This window comes from Corallococcus sicarius, assembly GCF_003611735.1.
GTDB lineage: Bacteria > Myxococcota > Myxococcia > Myxococcales > Myxococcaceae > Corallococcus > Corallococcus sicarius.
Genome location: NZ_RAWG01000245.1, coordinates 1 through 14,715 on the forward strand (window position 1 = coordinate 1; position 14,715 = coordinate 14,715).

15 protein-coding genes are annotated in these 14,715 nt (G+C 69.5%); 10 read left to right on the forward strand and 5 right to left on the reverse strand.

The features are described 5' to 3' along the window. Positions 1-1,507 (forward strand): FAD-binding oxidoreductase (locus D7X12_RS29740; protein WP_208719369.1); only part of this gene is annotated, 1,507 nt, incomplete at its 5' end. Positions 1,508-1,605: 98 nt separating this feature from the next. After that, positions 1,606-2,184 (forward strand): hypothetical protein, encoded by a 579-nt coding sequence (locus D7X12_RS29745; RefSeq protein WP_147443843.1) that lies wholly within the window; start codon positions 1,606-1,608, stop codon positions 2,182-2,184. A 34-nt stretch (positions 2,185-2,218) separates the two neighbouring features. Here the strand turns inward: D7X12_RS29745 and D7X12_RS29750 are convergent, their stop codons facing one another. Beyond that, entirely contained in the window at positions 2,219-3,262 is a 1,044-nt protein-coding gene (locus tag D7X12_RS29750) for an NAD(P)-dependent alcohol dehydrogenase (protein ID WP_120628636.1), read from the reverse strand. Between the two features lie 129 nt (positions 3,263-3,391). Here D7X12_RS29750 and D7X12_RS29755 point away from each other — a divergent pair, with 129 nt between their 5' ends. Beyond that, the gene (locus D7X12_RS29755; protein ID WP_120628637.1) at positions 3,392-4,315 is read left to right on the forward strand and encodes a LysR family transcriptional regulator; all 924 of its coding nucleotides are present in this window, start codon (positions 3,392-3,394) and stop codon (positions 4,313-4,315) included. Positions 4,316-4,403: 88 nt separating this feature from the next. Here the strand turns inward: D7X12_RS29755 and D7X12_RS29760 are convergent, their stop codons facing one another. From D7X12_RS29760 to D7X12_RS29770, 3 genes are all read right to left on the reverse strand, one after another. After that, complete coding sequence (locus D7X12_RS29760; protein ID WP_158620147.1) at positions 4,404-5,828, reverse strand: Kelch repeat-containing protein; 1,425 nt, start codon at positions 5,826-5,828, stop codon at positions 4,404-4,406. A 72-nt stretch (positions 5,829-5,900) separates the two neighbouring features. Beyond that, a complete protein-coding gene (locus D7X12_RS29765; RefSeq protein WP_120628639.1) occupies positions 5,901-7,232 on the reverse strand; it encodes a family 16 glycosylhydrolase in 1,332 nt (443 codons plus the stop codon). A 71-nt stretch (positions 7,233-7,303) separates the two neighbouring features. Continuing rightward, the gene (locus D7X12_RS29770; protein WP_120628640.1) at positions 7,304-7,753 is read right to left on the reverse strand and encodes a DUF4326 domain-containing protein; all 450 of its coding nucleotides are present in this window, start codon (positions 7,751-7,753) and stop codon (positions 7,304-7,306) included. 103 nt (positions 7,754-7,856) lie between these two features. Here D7X12_RS29770 and D7X12_RS29775 point away from each other — a divergent pair, with 103 nt between their 5' ends. The 4 genes from D7X12_RS29775 to D7X12_RS29790 all read left to right on the forward strand — a co-directional run bounded on the left by D7X12_RS29775 (position 7,857) and on the right by D7X12_RS29790 (position 11,728). Next, positions 7,857-9,125 carry a CCA tRNA nucleotidyltransferase gene (locus D7X12_RS29775; protein ID WP_120628641.1) on the forward strand — a complete coding sequence of 423 codons (1,269 nt, stop codon included), beginning with the start codon at positions 7,857-7,859 and terminating at the stop codon, positions 9,123-9,125. A gap of 93 nt (positions 9,126-9,218) precedes the next feature. Next, entirely contained in the window at positions 9,219-10,265 is a 1,047-nt protein-coding gene (gene mnmA / locus D7X12_RS29780) for a tRNA 2-thiouridine(34) synthase MnmA (RefSeq protein ID WP_120613102.1), read from the forward strand. 185 nt (positions 10,266-10,450) lie between these two features. After that, a complete protein-coding gene (locus D7X12_RS29785; RefSeq protein WP_120628642.1) occupies positions 10,451-11,338 on the forward strand; it encodes an SPOR domain-containing protein in 888 nt (295 codons plus the stop codon). A 27-nt stretch (positions 11,339-11,365) separates the two neighbouring features. Further along, a complete protein-coding gene (locus D7X12_RS29790) occupies positions 11,366-11,728 on the forward strand; it encodes a cupin domain-containing protein (RefSeq protein ID WP_120628643.1) in 363 nt (120 codons plus the stop codon). 27 nt (positions 11,729-11,755) lie between these two features. Here the strand turns inward: D7X12_RS29790 and D7X12_RS29795 are convergent, their stop codons facing one another. Continuing rightward, on the reverse strand, positions 11,756-12,352 hold the full coding sequence (locus tag D7X12_RS29795; protein ID WP_244224856.1) for a hypothetical protein: 597 nt from the start codon (positions 12,350-12,352) through the stop codon (positions 11,756-11,758). A gap of 93 nt (positions 12,353-12,445) precedes the next feature. Here D7X12_RS29795 and D7X12_RS29800 point away from each other — a divergent pair, with 93 nt between their 5' ends. From D7X12_RS29800 to D7X12_RS29810, 3 genes are all read left to right on the forward strand, one after another. Further along, positions 12,446-12,628 carry a ribbon-helix-helix domain-containing protein gene (locus tag D7X12_RS29800; protein WP_120530896.1) on the forward strand — a complete coding sequence of 61 codons (183 nt, stop codon included), beginning with the start codon at positions 12,446-12,448 and terminating at the stop codon, positions 12,626-12,628. A 24-nt stretch (positions 12,629-12,652) separates the two neighbouring features. Further along, positions 12,653-13,612, forward strand: a complete 960-nt coding sequence (locus D7X12_RS29805) for a UDP-glucuronic acid decarboxylase family protein (RefSeq protein WP_120628646.1) — start codon at positions 12,653-12,655, stop codon at positions 13,610-13,612. A 75-nt stretch (positions 13,613-13,687) separates the two neighbouring features. Beyond that, the gene (locus tag D7X12_RS29810) at positions 13,688-14,632 is read left to right on the forward strand and encodes an NAD-dependent epimerase/dehydratase family protein (protein ID WP_120628644.1); all 945 of its coding nucleotides are present in this window, start codon (positions 13,688-13,690) and stop codon (positions 14,630-14,632) included. The last annotated feature ends 83 nt before the right edge of the window (positions 14,633-14,715 follow it).

Below are 14,715 nucleotides of genomic sequence, written 5' to 3' on the forward strand. Positions count from 1 at the left end.
GAATCCCCCCATGGCCCCTCCCTACGTGTACACCAGCCACGAGTCCTTCACCCATGACAGCATCGCTTCGCTCGCCTTCGACTGGGAGCGCATGGGCAACCCCGGCATCGCGCCGCGCCCTCCCTTCAAGGTGTACCTGCCGCGCAACACCGGGGACGTGGTGCGGGCGGTGAAGGAAGCAAGGGCGCTGGGACAGAAGCTCACCCTCCGCAGCAAGGGCCACTCCAGCAATGACCTGGTGTTGGCGGAAGGGGGCTCCATCCTGGCCCTGCAGATGATGGACGGCATCCTGGGGCTGGATGCGGAACGCCGCCAGGTCACGGTGCAGTCCGGCGCCGCGCTCGCGGAGGTGGACGAGTTCCTCATGGCGCAGGGGTTCGGGCTGCCTGTCATTGGTGACCACAGTCACATCACGGCGGGCGGCTTCGCCTCGGTGGGCGGCATCAGCCCGGCGTCGCACCGCTACGGCCTGTTCCTCGACACCGTGCGGGAGCTGCAATACGTCACCTGGGAGGGCGAGGTGCGCCGCTGCGGACGCACCGAGGACGTGGGCACGTTCCACCGCATCCTGGGCGGCACCGGACGCTTCGGGGTCATCACCGAGCTGGTGGTGGACGTGGTCCCCATGGACAAGCGCGGCACCATCCTCCACAACCGCCCACGCTTCGCCAGGACGATGGAGGACTTCATCACGCGCACCACGCCCGTCATCATGGACCCCGGCGAGGCCCGCATGGAGCGCGGCGTGTTCATGGAGTACCCCGTGGGGGGCCGCAAGCTGGTGTTCGGCCAGTTCTCCACGTACCTGGACACGGCGCAGTCCCGGTGGAAGACGCTCGTCAACCGCGTCTCCTACGGCTTCCTGCACGGCATGGGCATGCTGGCGGGGCGGCTGCCCCGGCGGCTCGACGTGCTCCTCAAGTACGTGGGCACGGTCGGCGTGATGCTCAGCCCGCGCTACGCCTCCATCAAGAACGTGGAGGTGTTCACCGACCGCATCCTGGACTCGTCCGTGGGCGACCCCACGCGCATGCTCATCGTCCTGGGGCCCGCGGAGAAGTACGGCGTGCTGTTCCGCGAGCTGTTCCCCCTGTTCCGCGACTACAGAGATCGCTACGGCTGCTTCACCTTCCTCTCCCTTTACGTGAAGGCCATCCGCTCCGAATACCTGGGGCAGGGCGATGGCGCGAAGCCCTTCTGCGAGCTGATGTTCTACGTGGGGACCCGGCCGGAGGCGTTGACGCAGGAGCGGCTGGACGCGCTGGTGGCCCGCGTGGACGCCGCCTGCATCCAGCACGGGGCGCTGCGCTACATGCACACCAAGACGTCCCGGGACCCCGCCATCCGCCAGCGGGTGGATCCGAACGAGCGCTACGCGAGCAGGACCGCCGAGCCTGTCTCCTCGCCCCAGCGTCCGGTGGAGGCAGACGGGGCCCATGCGTCGCCCGGCGTCCTCGGGAGGGCCTCCGCCCCGAAGCACCCACCCGGGGAGACGAAGCACTCCTGAGCAGGGCAGGGGCCGTGAAGCACAGGACCTGTCCGGGGGAATGCATGGCCGAGCATCCAAGACATGAGACACCCCCACCGCAGCGCTGGTGGCAGACAATGCCCGGTCTGCTCACCGCGCTGGCAGGCACCCTTACCGCTATCGGGGGGCTGCTGATCGCGCTGAACCAGATCGGATTGGTGGGGCACCCCGGCGCGCCCCGCACAGAAGTCGCCGAGCGCGCACCCGGCGACGCACCGGTGGGCAGCACGGCGCCTGCTGCGTCATCCACTGCAGCGCCCGCACCGGGAGCCGTGGCTGGCGGCAAGGCAGGGTACCGCGTCAGCCTGCCGTCCGAATCAAGCGTCATCCTGCGGAACAATCGCGCCGTCTGCACGTATGAGCTCCTCGGCACGGAGGTGCGCCGACGCACGGCTGAGATGCTCACGCTGACAATCTCGGTCCGGCTCACGAACGCTGGGCCGCTCGACACGAGTTTCGGGACCTCCTCGTTCCGGCTGCTGGTGGACGGGGTTCCCCGGGAACCCACCAACTGGTTGAACACGGCGGTGGACGCGCGCAGCGCCAAGGACGCCCAGATCGAGTTCGACCTGCCCACAAGCACGAAAACCCTGGAGCTGCAGATCACGAACGAGGAGACGGGCTCCATCCCGCTCGCACTGCAGCGACTGAGTTAGGCCGAGCATGGGAGGCAAGGTACGGGGACCCGAGTTACTTCAGCGTCGCGGTGTCGACGACGAACCGATACCGGACATCGGAGGCGAGCACGCGCTCATAGGCTTCGTTGATCTTCGAGGCCGGGATGACCTCGATGTCGGAGCCGATGCGGTGCTGGGCGCAGAAGTCCAACATCTCCTGCGTCTGGCGGATGCCGCCGATGAGCGAGCCCGCGAACGACCGGCGGGTCATGATGAGCGAGAACACGTTGACCGCGAGCGGCTCCGCGGGCGCGCCCACGTTGACCAGGACGCCGTCCAATGCCAGCAATGACAGGTAGGCGTTGACGTCGATCTTCGCGCTCACCGTGTTCACGATGAGGTCGAACGTGCCTGCGAGCTTCTTGAACGTCTCCGGATCCTTCGTCGCGTGGTAGTGGTCCGCACCCAGCCGCAGGCCGTCCTCCTTCTTGCTCAGTGACTGCGACAGGACGGTGACCTCGGCCCCCATCGCGTGCGCGAGCTTCACGCCCATGTGCCCGAGCCCCCCCAGACCGACGATGGCCACCTTCTTGCCGGGACCGGCGCCCCAGTGGCGCAGCGGCGCGTACGTCGTGATGCCGGCGCACAGCAGCGGCGCGGCGGCGTCGAGCGGGATGCCTTCGGGGATCTTGAGGACGAAGTCCTCGGTCACGACGATGTGGGTGGAGTAGCCGCCCTGGGTGGGCTTGCCGTCCTGCCCTACGCTGCCGTAGGTCCCGGTGAAGCCCTTGAGGCAGTGCTGCTCCTCACCCTTGCGGCAGTTCGCGCACTCGCGGCACGAATCGACCAGGCAGCCGACGCCGACGCGGTCGCCGACCGCATGCCGGGTGACCCCGGAGCCGACCTTCGCGACGATGCCCGCGATCTCGTGGCCGGGGACGATGGGGTAGACCGCCGAACCCCACTCATTGCGCGCGGTGTGGATGTCGGAGTGGCAGATGCCACAGAACTTGATCTCGATGAGGACGTCGCGCGGGCCCAGGTCCCGACGCTCGAGGGTCATCGGGCTCAGGGGCTTCGTCGCCGCCGTGGCGCCGTAGGCGTGGATGGTGTGCATGTCAGCTCTCCGTGGGGGGACTGTTGAGCCCCGTGTACGAAGAGAGGTACGCCGCCGGACCGTCGATGACTACGCGCGAGGATGGCAATAGGCTCTTAACCTGGGCTTAACAGTGAGGCCTTTGCTCCCATGAACATGGCTCCCTTCCCCCAGCTCCAGATGTTCCTCGCCGTGGCGCGTCTGAGCAGCTTCAGCGGCGCGGCGCGGGAGCTCGGTATCTCCACGGCCGCGGTGAGCCAGGCGGTGAAGCAGTTGGAGGAACAGCTGCGCGTGGTGCTGCTGACGCGCACGACGCGCAGCGTATCGCTGACGGATGCAGGCAGGCGACTGGTGGAGGGCGCGGGGCCGGCGGTGGGGCAGGCGCTCGCTGCCCTCAAGGAGGTCGCCGCTCAACCGGGAGAGACGGTGGGCCGGGTCCGGCTGTCGGTGCCGCAGGCGGCGATCCCCTACGTCATCACGCCCGTGGTCCCCACCTTTCGCGAGCGTCACCCGCGCATCGAGGTGGAGGTCGTCATCGAGGAGCGCTTCGTGGACATCGTGGCGGAGGGCTACGACGCGGGCGTGCGGCTGACGGAGTCCATCGAACGCGACATGGTGCAGGTGCGGCTCACCGAGGCGTTCCGCTTCGTGGTGGTGGGCTCGCCTGACTACCTCGCGCGCCGCGGGACGCCCCAGCGCCCCGAGGACCTGCTGCAACACGAGTGCATCACCTTCCGCATGCGGAGCACGGGGGCGCTCTACGCCTGGGAGCTGGAGCGGGGCCGCAGGAACTGGCGCGTGCCGGTGCGCGGGGGCGTGGTCACCAACGACAACCGGCTGACGGTGACCCTGGCGGAGCAGGGCCTGGGACTGGCGTACGCCTTCGAGCCCCTCGTGGCGGAGCAACTGCGCACCGGGAGGCTGCAGCGGGTGCTCGAGTCCTACGCGCCCACGGTCCCGGGCTTCTTCCTCTACTTCCCCAGCCGTGCGCAGCGCTCCCCGGCGTTGCGCCTCTTCGTGGACGCCGCCAGGGAGCTGACCGCGAAGGCGAAGGACTCACCCCAGCCGCAATGATAGACAGCCTGTCTCCAACAGGCGGTCTCGGGCGGGGCCCGGCATCACGTCCGGGCCTCGCTACTTCAGACTTCCCAGGCCTCCATCTCTACTGCACGACGCATCCAGGCTGCGCGACGACGCAATGGGTGTTGGCCGCGCTGACACAGAGGCTGTCCCAGGCCGTGTTGCAGCAGAAGGGATCGCGGTTGCACACGGTGTTCGCGCACGCGCTGCAACTCCTGCTCAACGCGGTGCCCGAGGTGCACACGTCATGGGTGCAGGAGACGGGAGCGGCCGTTCCGCAGACGTTGTTGTTGCACGTCTGCCCCGAACCGCAGGTGCCGCAGCTCAGCGTGCCGCCGCATCCGTTGGAGATCGTCCCGCAGTTCTTGCCCTGCGCGGCGCACGTCGTCGGAGTGCACGTACTGTTCAGGTCGAACGCCTCGATGCTGGCCACCGGCACCATGGAGCCGGAGGTGCTGGAGGCGGTGCCGCCGAGGAACAGGACGCGGCCGCTTGGAAGCGCGACGGTGGGGTGACTCTTACGGGCCTGGGTGAGCGAGCCCACCGTGCTCCAGGTGCCGGTGGCAGGGGAGTACAGCTCCACCGTGGTGTTGTTGTAGGAGCCGCCGGCCAGGACGATGCTTCCATTGGGCCGCTGGACGGAAGGCGCGGAGAAGTGGGTGACCGCCGTGTTCGAGGTGTTCGTCCAGAGGTGGGTTGCCGGGTCGTACTGCTCCGACATCTGGACGGAGCCGACGGCGAGCACCTTGCCGCTGGAGAGCAGGTGGAGGGTGTGGTCGCTGCGGGCAGCGTTCATCGGCGCCACGACCGTCCAGGTGCCGGTGGAGGGCGTCCACAGCTGGGCGAGGCTGGTGGTGGCGCCGCCTCCGGAGAGGAGCACGCGCCCATCCGAGAGCCGCACCGCGGCCTGGAAGCCCATCGCGCTGGGGAGTGAACCCGTGGCCACCCAGGTGTTCGTGGCCGGAGTGTAGACGTGGGCCGCCGTGCCGCCCCCCACACCGCCCACGCCGCCGACGACCAGCACCCGCCCGTCCGTGAGCAGCGTCGCGCTGTGCCCATAGCTGACGCGTGGCAGGGGCGCGGCGGCGGTCCAGGTGTTCGTGGACGGCTGATACCGCTCGACCGAGGACAGGATGCCGCCCGGCCCGATGCCGGCCACGATGAGCACGCTGCCGTCCTGCAACGGGGTGGCGGTATGAGAGCGGCGCGCGGCGCTCAACGGGGGGCCGTAGATCGACGTGGTGGTGACCGGATCATACAGCTCCGTCGACGCGGTCTCCGTGGGAGTGCCGCCCCCCACCACCAGCACCTTGCCATCGGGCAGCAGCGTGGCGGTGTGTTGATAGCGCGCCGTCAGGAGGGAGCCCGCGGGCCCCACGATGAGCGCGGAGGACTGGGAGGCTTCAGCGTCCGGCGTCTCCGCCTCCACGGGCACGACTTCAGGACTGCAAGCGAAACAGAGCAGCAGGGGAACGACGAACAGGGATTTCCAGTGCGACAGGGACATGCGGTGCTCCTGGGGGGGTGAAGCCAGGAGCATCGCACGCGCTGTCTCAGTGTCTTCCGTGAAACATGGGCACTACTGCGGAACCCAGACCGCGACCCAGTCGATCTGCACGTTGCCGGCCGCGGTGGAGCTGGGGGCCGTGCCGCTCAGGTCCGTCTCCGTCTGGAGGACCCAGTGCATCGGCGTGCTGGGGACGCGGCTGGTCTTGTCCAGGATGACCACGCCGTCGAGCAGGAAGCGGCACCGGCCCGGCGTCCATTCAATGACAGCCGTGTGCCACGACGTGTAGCGCGCAGTGGTGGAGACTGCGTCCTGATCCCCACCGGAGGTGCCGTTCTGCCGGTGCATGAACCCGGAGATGGTGCCGTCGAGGTCGCCCTCCGGGAAGTCGATCTCCCCGTCGCGCGGCCACACCTCGCTGTCCGGCCAGAGCAGCCAGGCCGTCTTGTAGCCAGGGACCGCATCGGCGCGGAACCGCACCGCGAAGCGGCCCGAGGGCAGCCCGCCGCTCGCCGTCGCTCCGGGGATCTTCGGGAGCACGGTGGCCACCCGGTGGATGCCATTCTCCGTGTGCAGGTACTTGTTCAGCACGCCGTTCTGGATGCTGACGACCTTGGAGGGTGAATACGTCCCCTTCTTGCTCGTGTCCTTCCAGCCGTCCGGGTAGACGCCCCACTTCGTAGACACCGCCGCGGGGAACTGGCCCACGGGCACGGGGGTGGTGAAGTCATCGGTGAACACCTGCCGCCATCCCGTGAGGTCGCCCACCGGCATCGGCTCCCCGGAGGGGTTGTTGCCTCCGCCGGCCACCAGCGTGACGGCGTCCACGAGGATGGCATTGCCCGCGACCGCCTGGTTCTGGAGGACATACACATCCACCGTGTCTCCCACGCGCTCCATCGTCCCCGTCACGGTGAGCCGCTGGAAGCTGGTGGTCAGCGTCGCGTCCGCCGTGAAGAGCTTGTACGTGGTGCCACCCGAGCTCTTCTCCCGGAGGATGAGGCTGACGGGCTTGCCCACCGTGCCGGTGTTGCCAGCAGCGACATAGGCCGTGGCCGTGTATGTCTGGCCTTGCGGCGCGTTGGGGATGCCGCTCTGCGCGCCATCCAGCGAATACATCGTGGCCGCGCCATTGACGGTCACGCGCGCGACGTACTGCCCCGCCGGCGCCCCTGTCCGCGCCTCCCGCGTCAGCGTGCCCTGCCAGGACGACCAGCCGGTCGTCGACGTCTCGAAGGACGTGTTGGTGATGGCCGTCGCGAGGGGGGCCTCCGCTGCTTCCCGCGGGGTCTCCTGATCGGGGGACTCGGGTGACGGGCTGCACGCCGACGCCAACGGAAGCGCCACCACCAGGGCCCACGCGAAGCGCGCGCGTGACAGGGGACGAAGGATGGTTCGACTCACGGTGTTCTCCTTGAAAGGACGGAAATACCCGCCTTGTTATAAAACAAGGAAAACGTGTGGCCAGCGTTCTTCTACCCCTTCGTCGCGGCCGGTCCGCTGCCCTGGTCCGCTTCCAGCCAGGCGGCCAGCACGTCCGCGTGACACGGCCCCGGCTTGCACCAGCACCCCAGGCGCTTGCCCTTCAGCGCCCGCACGTCGTGCAGGTAGTCCGAGTCGTGCCGCGTGCGCAGCTCCAGGTACCAGTGGAAGGACTCGAACGCGTCCGGCTCCGGGCCCATGCGGCGCAGCGCCTCTTCGCGGATCCGCGCGGCCTCGTCAGCGGGCAGGCCCGTGAGCCAGGGCTCGAAGTAGGTGCGCAGCATCGCCTTCTGCGTCTTCACGCCGCCGGGCTTGAACGGGTTGCCGAAGCGGCCGGGGACGGGGTTGAGGGGCCCGGGCTTCGCCCAGACGCGGAAGGCTCGGCCCACGTACACGTCACAGGCGTCGTGGACGTGCACCGCGGTGGTTCGGGAGGAAGCCATGACCTCCCACCGTTACCAGACGGGCAACGGCCGGGCGATCCGCTTGGCAATGTCGCTCGGAAGGGGGCAACGTAGGCGCCGCCTCCTCCCACCCCCAGCGGCCATGATCGCCAACCTCCACAACGCCGACATTCCCCAGCCCGTGCTCGAAGTCATCACCCGCCTGCGCGAGCTGGGCCACGCCACCTACCTGGTCGGCGGCTGCGTGCGGGACATGGTCCGTCAGGTCCACCCCAAGGACTTCGACGTGGCCACGAGCGCGCTCCCGGAAGAGGTCCAGCGCGCGTTCCGCAAGGTCATCCCCACCGGCATCCAGCACGGCACCGTCACCGTCGTCACGGGGGGCAACCACGTGGAGGTGACGACGTTCCGCTCGGAGGGCGACTACCTGGACGGCCGCCGCCCGAGCTCCGTGTCCTTCGAGCGCGACATCGTGAAGGACCTGTCCCGGCGCGACTTCACCATCAACGCGATGGCCTACAACCCGCTCGACAAGGAGCTGGTGGATCCGTTCGGTGGACAGGTGGACCTGCCGGCCCGGTTGATCAAATGCGTGGGCTCCGCGCTGGAGCGCTTCTCCGAGGACGGCCTGCGCCCCCTGCGCGCCGTGCGCTTCGCCGCCGTGCTGGGCTTCACCCTGGACCCCGCCACCCGCGACGCCATCCCCGCGACCCTGGGCGTCTTCCGCAAGGTCGCCCTGGAGCGCGTGCGCGAGGAGCTGTGCAAGCTGCTCCTGTCCCCGCGCGCGGAGTCCGGCCTGGCGCTCCTCGCCGACACCGGTCTTCTGGAGGTCTTCCTCCCGGAGCTGGCCCGCGCGGACGCGGAAGGAGCCCGCCGGGCCCGTGCCGCCGTGCAGGCCGCGCCCCTGGAGCTGGACCTCCGCATGGCCGCGCTGCTCTCGGACCTCGTGACGGGACCGCAGGCCCGCGACCTGTGCATGCGCCTGAAGTTCCCGAACAAGTCCGCCGACCTCGTGGGCCTGCTCGTGGAGCACGCGAAGCTGGAGACGCGCCTGTCCGACGCGGATCCGGCCCTGCGCCGGCTGCTCGCCCGGGTGGGCCCGGCCCAGCTGTCCGCGCTGCTCGCCGTGGCGAGGGCCCGCATCCAGGTCCGCGCGCCGGAGCAGCTCCCCGCGCTGGAGGCCCTGGCCAAGCGCCTGGAGGCGCTCGCCGCCGCGAAGCCGCCCCTGTCCGCGAAGGAGCTGGCGCTCACCGGCGGCGACATCATGGCCACCCTGGGCATCGGGCCGTCTCCGCAGGTGGGCGAGGCGACCCGCTACCTCGTGGAGTCGGTGCTGGACGACCCCTCGCGCAACACGGCGGAGGCGCTCCGCGCGCTGCTCACGGACTGGGCCCGGACGCGCGGCGCCTGAAGTGGACGCCTCCCCCGGCCGGAGGGCAGGGAAGGGGGCCTGGAGCGCCTCCGGCCGTGCGTCCCGGCCCCGGGGCGTGTAGGAAGGAGCCCCATGCGAGTCGTCGTTGCCATGAGCGGCGGGGTGGATTCCTCGGCTGCCGCCGCCCTGCTCAAGGAGCAGGGCCACGAGGTCATCGGCATCACCCTGCGCGTCTGGTCCTACGAGGGCAACGCGAAGTGTGGAAGCTGCTGCAGTCCGGATGACATCGACGATGCCCGCGCGGTGGCCCAGACGCTGGGCATCCCGTTCTACGTGGCCAACGCCGAGGAGATCTTCCAGGACCGGGTGGTCAACCCGTTCGTCCAGTCCTACCTCGGCGGCAAGACGCCCATCCCCTGCGTCGCCTGCAACCGCGACGTGAAGTTCAACTTCCTCCTCAAGCGCGCACGCGCCCTGGGCGCCCGGCTCGCCACCGGCCACTACGCCCAGGTGGAGGAGGTGGACGGCCGCTTCCACCTGCGCCGCGCCGCGGACGCCGCCAAGGACCAGAGCTACTTCCTCTTCACGCTGGGGCAGGAGGAGCTGCGCGACGTCCTCTTCCCCGTGGGCCACCTCACCAAGGCGGAGGTGCGCGCCGTCGCCGAGCGCCACCAGCTCCCCACCACCCACAAGCCGGAGAGCATGGAGATCTGCTTCGTGCCCGACGGCGACTACGCCGGGTTCGTGGAGAAGGTCGCCGGGCCCCAGCCGTCCGGCGAGGTGGTGGACCCGGAAGGTAACGTGCTCGGCACCCACAACGGCATCCACCGCTTCACCGTGGGGCAGCGCAAGGGGCTCAACCTGGGCGGTGGGGAAGTGCGCTACGTGCAGCGCTTGGAGCCGGAGACGAACCGCGTCGTGGTGGGCCCCGCGGAGGGCACCGGCCGCGCGCAATTCGGGCTGCTCCAGCCGCACTGGGTGGACGCGCCGCCCCCGCCCGACCAGGCCGTGGAGGTCCGCATCCGCCACCGCCACGCGGGGGCTCCGGGCCGGGTGCACATCTCGCCGCACGGGCTCGTGTCCGTGCAGCTCGACGCGCCCGCGCGCGCCGTCACGCCGGGGCAGGCCGCGGTGGTCTACGACCGCGACCGGGTGCTCGGCGGCGGGTGGATCGTCTGACGTCGTCCCCCGGGGCGGCCGACGCCGCCGGGGCCCGACTTCCAGCCTCGCGCGCAGCACTGCGCGACACGGTGCGCACCGCGCTTCCGTGAATTTGACCCGCCTGGGGGTGGGGCGTAGCTTGCGCGCACGCTGTCGCTACAGGCCGCAACACGGCCCGTGCGCGCGACGAGGTTTGCCCTGCCATGCGTGACGCCCACCGGATGAAGGAGAAGTTCGACGTCTCGTTGGACAACCGGCAGATCGTCAGCCTGTTGATCGCCGGCATCGTCGTGATGGGCGCGGTGTTCGTGCTGGGCGTGGTGGTGGGCAAGAAGCTCTCCGGCGACGCGCAGACGGCCGCCGCCCCGGATCTGCTCTCCGCGCTGGACGCCAACGCCCAGGTCCTCAACGACGCGCGCCAGGAGCCGGCGCTCACCTTCCCGGACGAACTCACCCGCAAGACGTCCGCGGAGCCCCTGCCGCCGCTGCCCGCGCCCAAGCCCGCCGCGAAGCCGGAGCCCGCGAAGGTCGCCGCGAAGCCGGAAGTGAAGCCGGAGCCCAAGCCCGCCGAGCCCGCGAAGCCCGCCGCCCTGGCCCCCACGCCGGACCCCGACACCGGCGAGCTGCCCGCGCAGGACGACGCCCAGGACGAGGCCCCCGCGGTCGCCGCGAAGCCGGAGCCGAAGCCGGAGCCCGTGAAGGTCGCCGTGAAGCCGGAGCCGGTGAAGGGAAAGGTAGAGGAGACGCCCGTGCCCACCCGCACCGCCGCACGTGACGGGGGCATGAAGGAAGCCATCGCCCGCGCCCAGCAGCTGCCGGCGGCCCCCCCGCGCCCCGCGGAGGCCGTGAAGGGTGGGGCGTTCACGCTCCAGCTCTCCGCCTTCCAGACCCGCCCTGACGCCGACCGCTTCGCCGCCCGGTTGCGCGACCGAGGCTATGCCCCGTATATCCTGGCGGCGGAAGTGCCCGGCAAGGGCACCTGGTACCGCGTCCGGATGGGCAGCTTCGCCTCGAAGGAGGCGGCCGGTCGGTACCTGACGGACTTCAAGCGCGAAACCCAGCTCGACGCCTACGTGGCCGGCACGAACTAGCGCTGGGCAAGGAAGAGAAGAAGCACCATGACGACGACGAAGCGGGTGGAGAAGCCCTGGGGCCACGAGCTGATCTGGGCCCACACGGAGCGCTACGTGGGCAAGCTCCTGCACGTGAAGGCGGGCCACAAGCTCAGCCTCCAGTTCCACAACCGCAAGGACGAGACCATCCACGTCCAGAGCGGCAAGCTGCTCTTCGTCGTGGACGAAGGCCAGGGCCTCATCGAGAAGGAGATGAACCCCGGCGAGAGCTACCACATCACGCCGCTGACCAAGCACCGCATGGTCGCCATCACCGACTGCGACATCCTCGAGGTCAGCACCCCCGAGCTGGATGACGTCGTGCGGCTGGAAGACTCGTACGGCCGCGCCGGCACCAGCAAGGCGTAGCCGTCCAAGCCGTCCGCTGTCAGTGCCTCACGGGGTCGCGGGTTTCCCCGTGGGGTTGCGGGTCCACTGGTCCACGGTGCCGTCACCGTCCAGGTCCTCGCCAATGCGGTCCACCTGGCCGCCCTCCCAGTACTCCCAGTAGTCCACGCGACCGTCGTGGTTGGCGTCGCGCTCCTTGCGCACGAGCGTGTCGTTCTCGTAGTACAGCCACGAGTCCGTCCGTCCGTCGCCGTCCAGGTCGCGCTCGCCCTTGGTGCGCTTGCCCTCGGTGTAGGAGTACGTGGCGTCCACCTTGCCGTCGTAGTCCAGGTCCATCAGCTCGCGGACCTTCGCGCCCTGCGGATCCATGAACTGCGTGACGTCCACGCGGCCGTCCCAGTTCAGGTCCAGCTCCTTGCGCCCCACGACGTCCTTCTGCCGGAACTCCCACACGTCCGTCTGGCCGTCGCCGTTCGCGTCCAGCTCCGTGACGGTCTCCCCGGGGGCGGGCTTTCCCCGGATGGCCTCCGCCTCCGGTCGCTTGCGCACCGCGTCAGGGGTCTCGGATGACTGCGTCGTCTTGCAGGCGGACAGCGGGCAGAGCGAAAGGAAGCCCAGGAAAATCAGGCGCTTGCTAGGAATCACGATGCCTCCCGGGCGAGCAGGGCGCCATGTTCGCGCCGTTCGCACTCCGTGCTTTCGCAGGCCACGTCATTCCATATATTTTCACGTATCGCCATGGCCCGAAAGAAAGTCAGCACCACCATCTACATCACTCCGGAGCAGAACGAACTGCTCAAGGCGCTGAACCAGAAGACGAAGGTGCCCGTGGCCGAGTACATCCGGCAGGGCATCGACCTGGTGCTGGAGAAGTACAAGGCGCAGCTGCCGGGCCAGTCGACCTTCGACGAACTCTCCTGAAGAACGAGGCGTGACGTGACGAGCATGCGTGGCAAGCGGGCGGTGGTGCTGGGTGGGGCCGGATTCGTGGGCTCGCACCTGTGTGAGCGGCTGCTGGACGACGGCGCCGAAGCTGTCCTCGCCGTGGACAACCTGATCACCGGCAACGAGGAGAACGTGCGCACGCTCAAGCCGCGCGCGGGCTTCCGCTACGTGAAGCAGGACATCATCGACGGCCTGGAGGTCGACGGTCCGGTGGACTTCGTCTTCAACATGGCCTCGCCCGCGTCGCCCATCGACTACGCGAACCTCCCCCTGGAGACGCTGCGCGTGGGCTCCATCGGCACGGAGAACGCGCTGAAGCTGGCGGAGAAGAAGAAGGCCGTCTTCCTCATGGCCTCCACGTCGGAGGTCTACGGCGATCCGCTGGTGCACCCCCAGAAGGAGGATTACTGGGGCAACGTGAACCCCATCGGGCCGCGCTCCGTCTACGACGAGGCCAAGCGCTACTCGGAGGCCATCAGCGCCGCCTACGAGCGCAGCCGGGGCGTCAACGTGCGCATCGTGCGCATCTTCAACACCTACGGCCCGCGCATGCGCCTCAACGACGGCCGCGTGGTGCCCGCCTTCGTGGGCCAGGCGCTCAAGGGCGAGGACTTCAGCGTCTTCGGCGACGGCAGCCAGACGCGCTCGTTCTGCTACGTGAAGGACCTGGTGGACGGACTCGTCCGGCTGGTGCTGTCGGACGTCCGGGGCCCGGTGAACATCGGCAACCCGCGCGAGATGACCATCAAGCAGTTCGCGGAGGCCGTGCGCGAGGCGGCGGGTGGAGGTAGGCAGATCGTCTACCAGCCGCTGCCCAAGGATGATCCGAAGCAGCGTCAGCCGGACATCACTCGCGCCCGCACCCTGCTGGGCTGGGAGCCGAAGGTTTCCCTGGAAGAGGGTCTGCGGGAGACCATCGCGTACTTCCGAGAGGTTGCCGGGCGTCCCCCTGGGGCATAGGTTGGCCGCGCGCGAGTGAGCGCGACGGTTTGTGATGGCCCGGCCCCCTGTGCGGCCGGCCCCGGGGAGAACGGCGTGAAAGTCCTGGTAACGGGCGGAGCGGGCTTCATTGGTTCGCACGTGTGCGATGAGTTCCTGCGCAATGGCCACGAGGTCATCGCGCTGGACGACCTGTCGGGCGGCAAGAAGGAGAACCTGGATCCGCGCGTGCGCCTGGCCGTGCACGACATCCGCAGCCGCGAGGCCGCGGAGCTCATCCGCGCGGAGAAGCCCCAGGTCCTCTGCCACCTGGCCGCCCAGATGGACGTGCGCCGCAGCGTGGAGGACCCGGGCTTCGACGCGGACGTGAACATCCGCGGGATGCTCAACCTGCTGGAGGCCGCGCGTCACAGCGGCGTGAAGAAGGTCATCTTCAGCTCCACCGGCGGCGCCATCTACGGCGAACAGGACTACTTCCCGGCGACGGAGTCCCACCCCACGCGGCCGGTGTCGCCCTACGGCGTCTCCAAGGCGGCGGGCGAGCTGTACCTGGGCTACTACCGCGCCCAGTACGGCGTGCCCTTCGTCGCCCTCCGGTACGCCAACGTGTACGGCCCCCGGCAGAACCCGCACGGCGAGGCGGGCGTGGTGGCCATCTTCAGCCAGCGTGTCATCGCGGGGCAGGGCTGCACCATCTTCGGCGAGGGCAAGCAGACGCGTGACTTCGTCTTCGGGCCGGACGTGGCGCGCGCCAACTACCTGGCCTTCCAGAGCGACTACGTGGGCGCCGCCAACATCGGCACCGGCGTGGAGACGGACATCAACCGCCTCTACGAGCTCATCGCGCAGGCGGGCGGCAGCTCGCTCCAGGTCGCGCACGCGCCGGGCAAGCCGGGCGAGCAGATGCGCTCCTGCATCGACGCGTCGCTCGCGAAGAAGGTGCTGGGCTGGGAGCCGTCGGTGCAGCTGGCGGACGGCCTGCGCCACACGCTCCAGTTCTTCCGCGACAAGGTGAACGGCCCCGCACGGGCCCGGGGCTAGTCGTCGCCCCCTCCATCCCCTGGCGCCACCGCTCCCTTCCGGCCTGGATGCCGGGGGGACGGCAGGGGGCGTCAGGCGGGTGG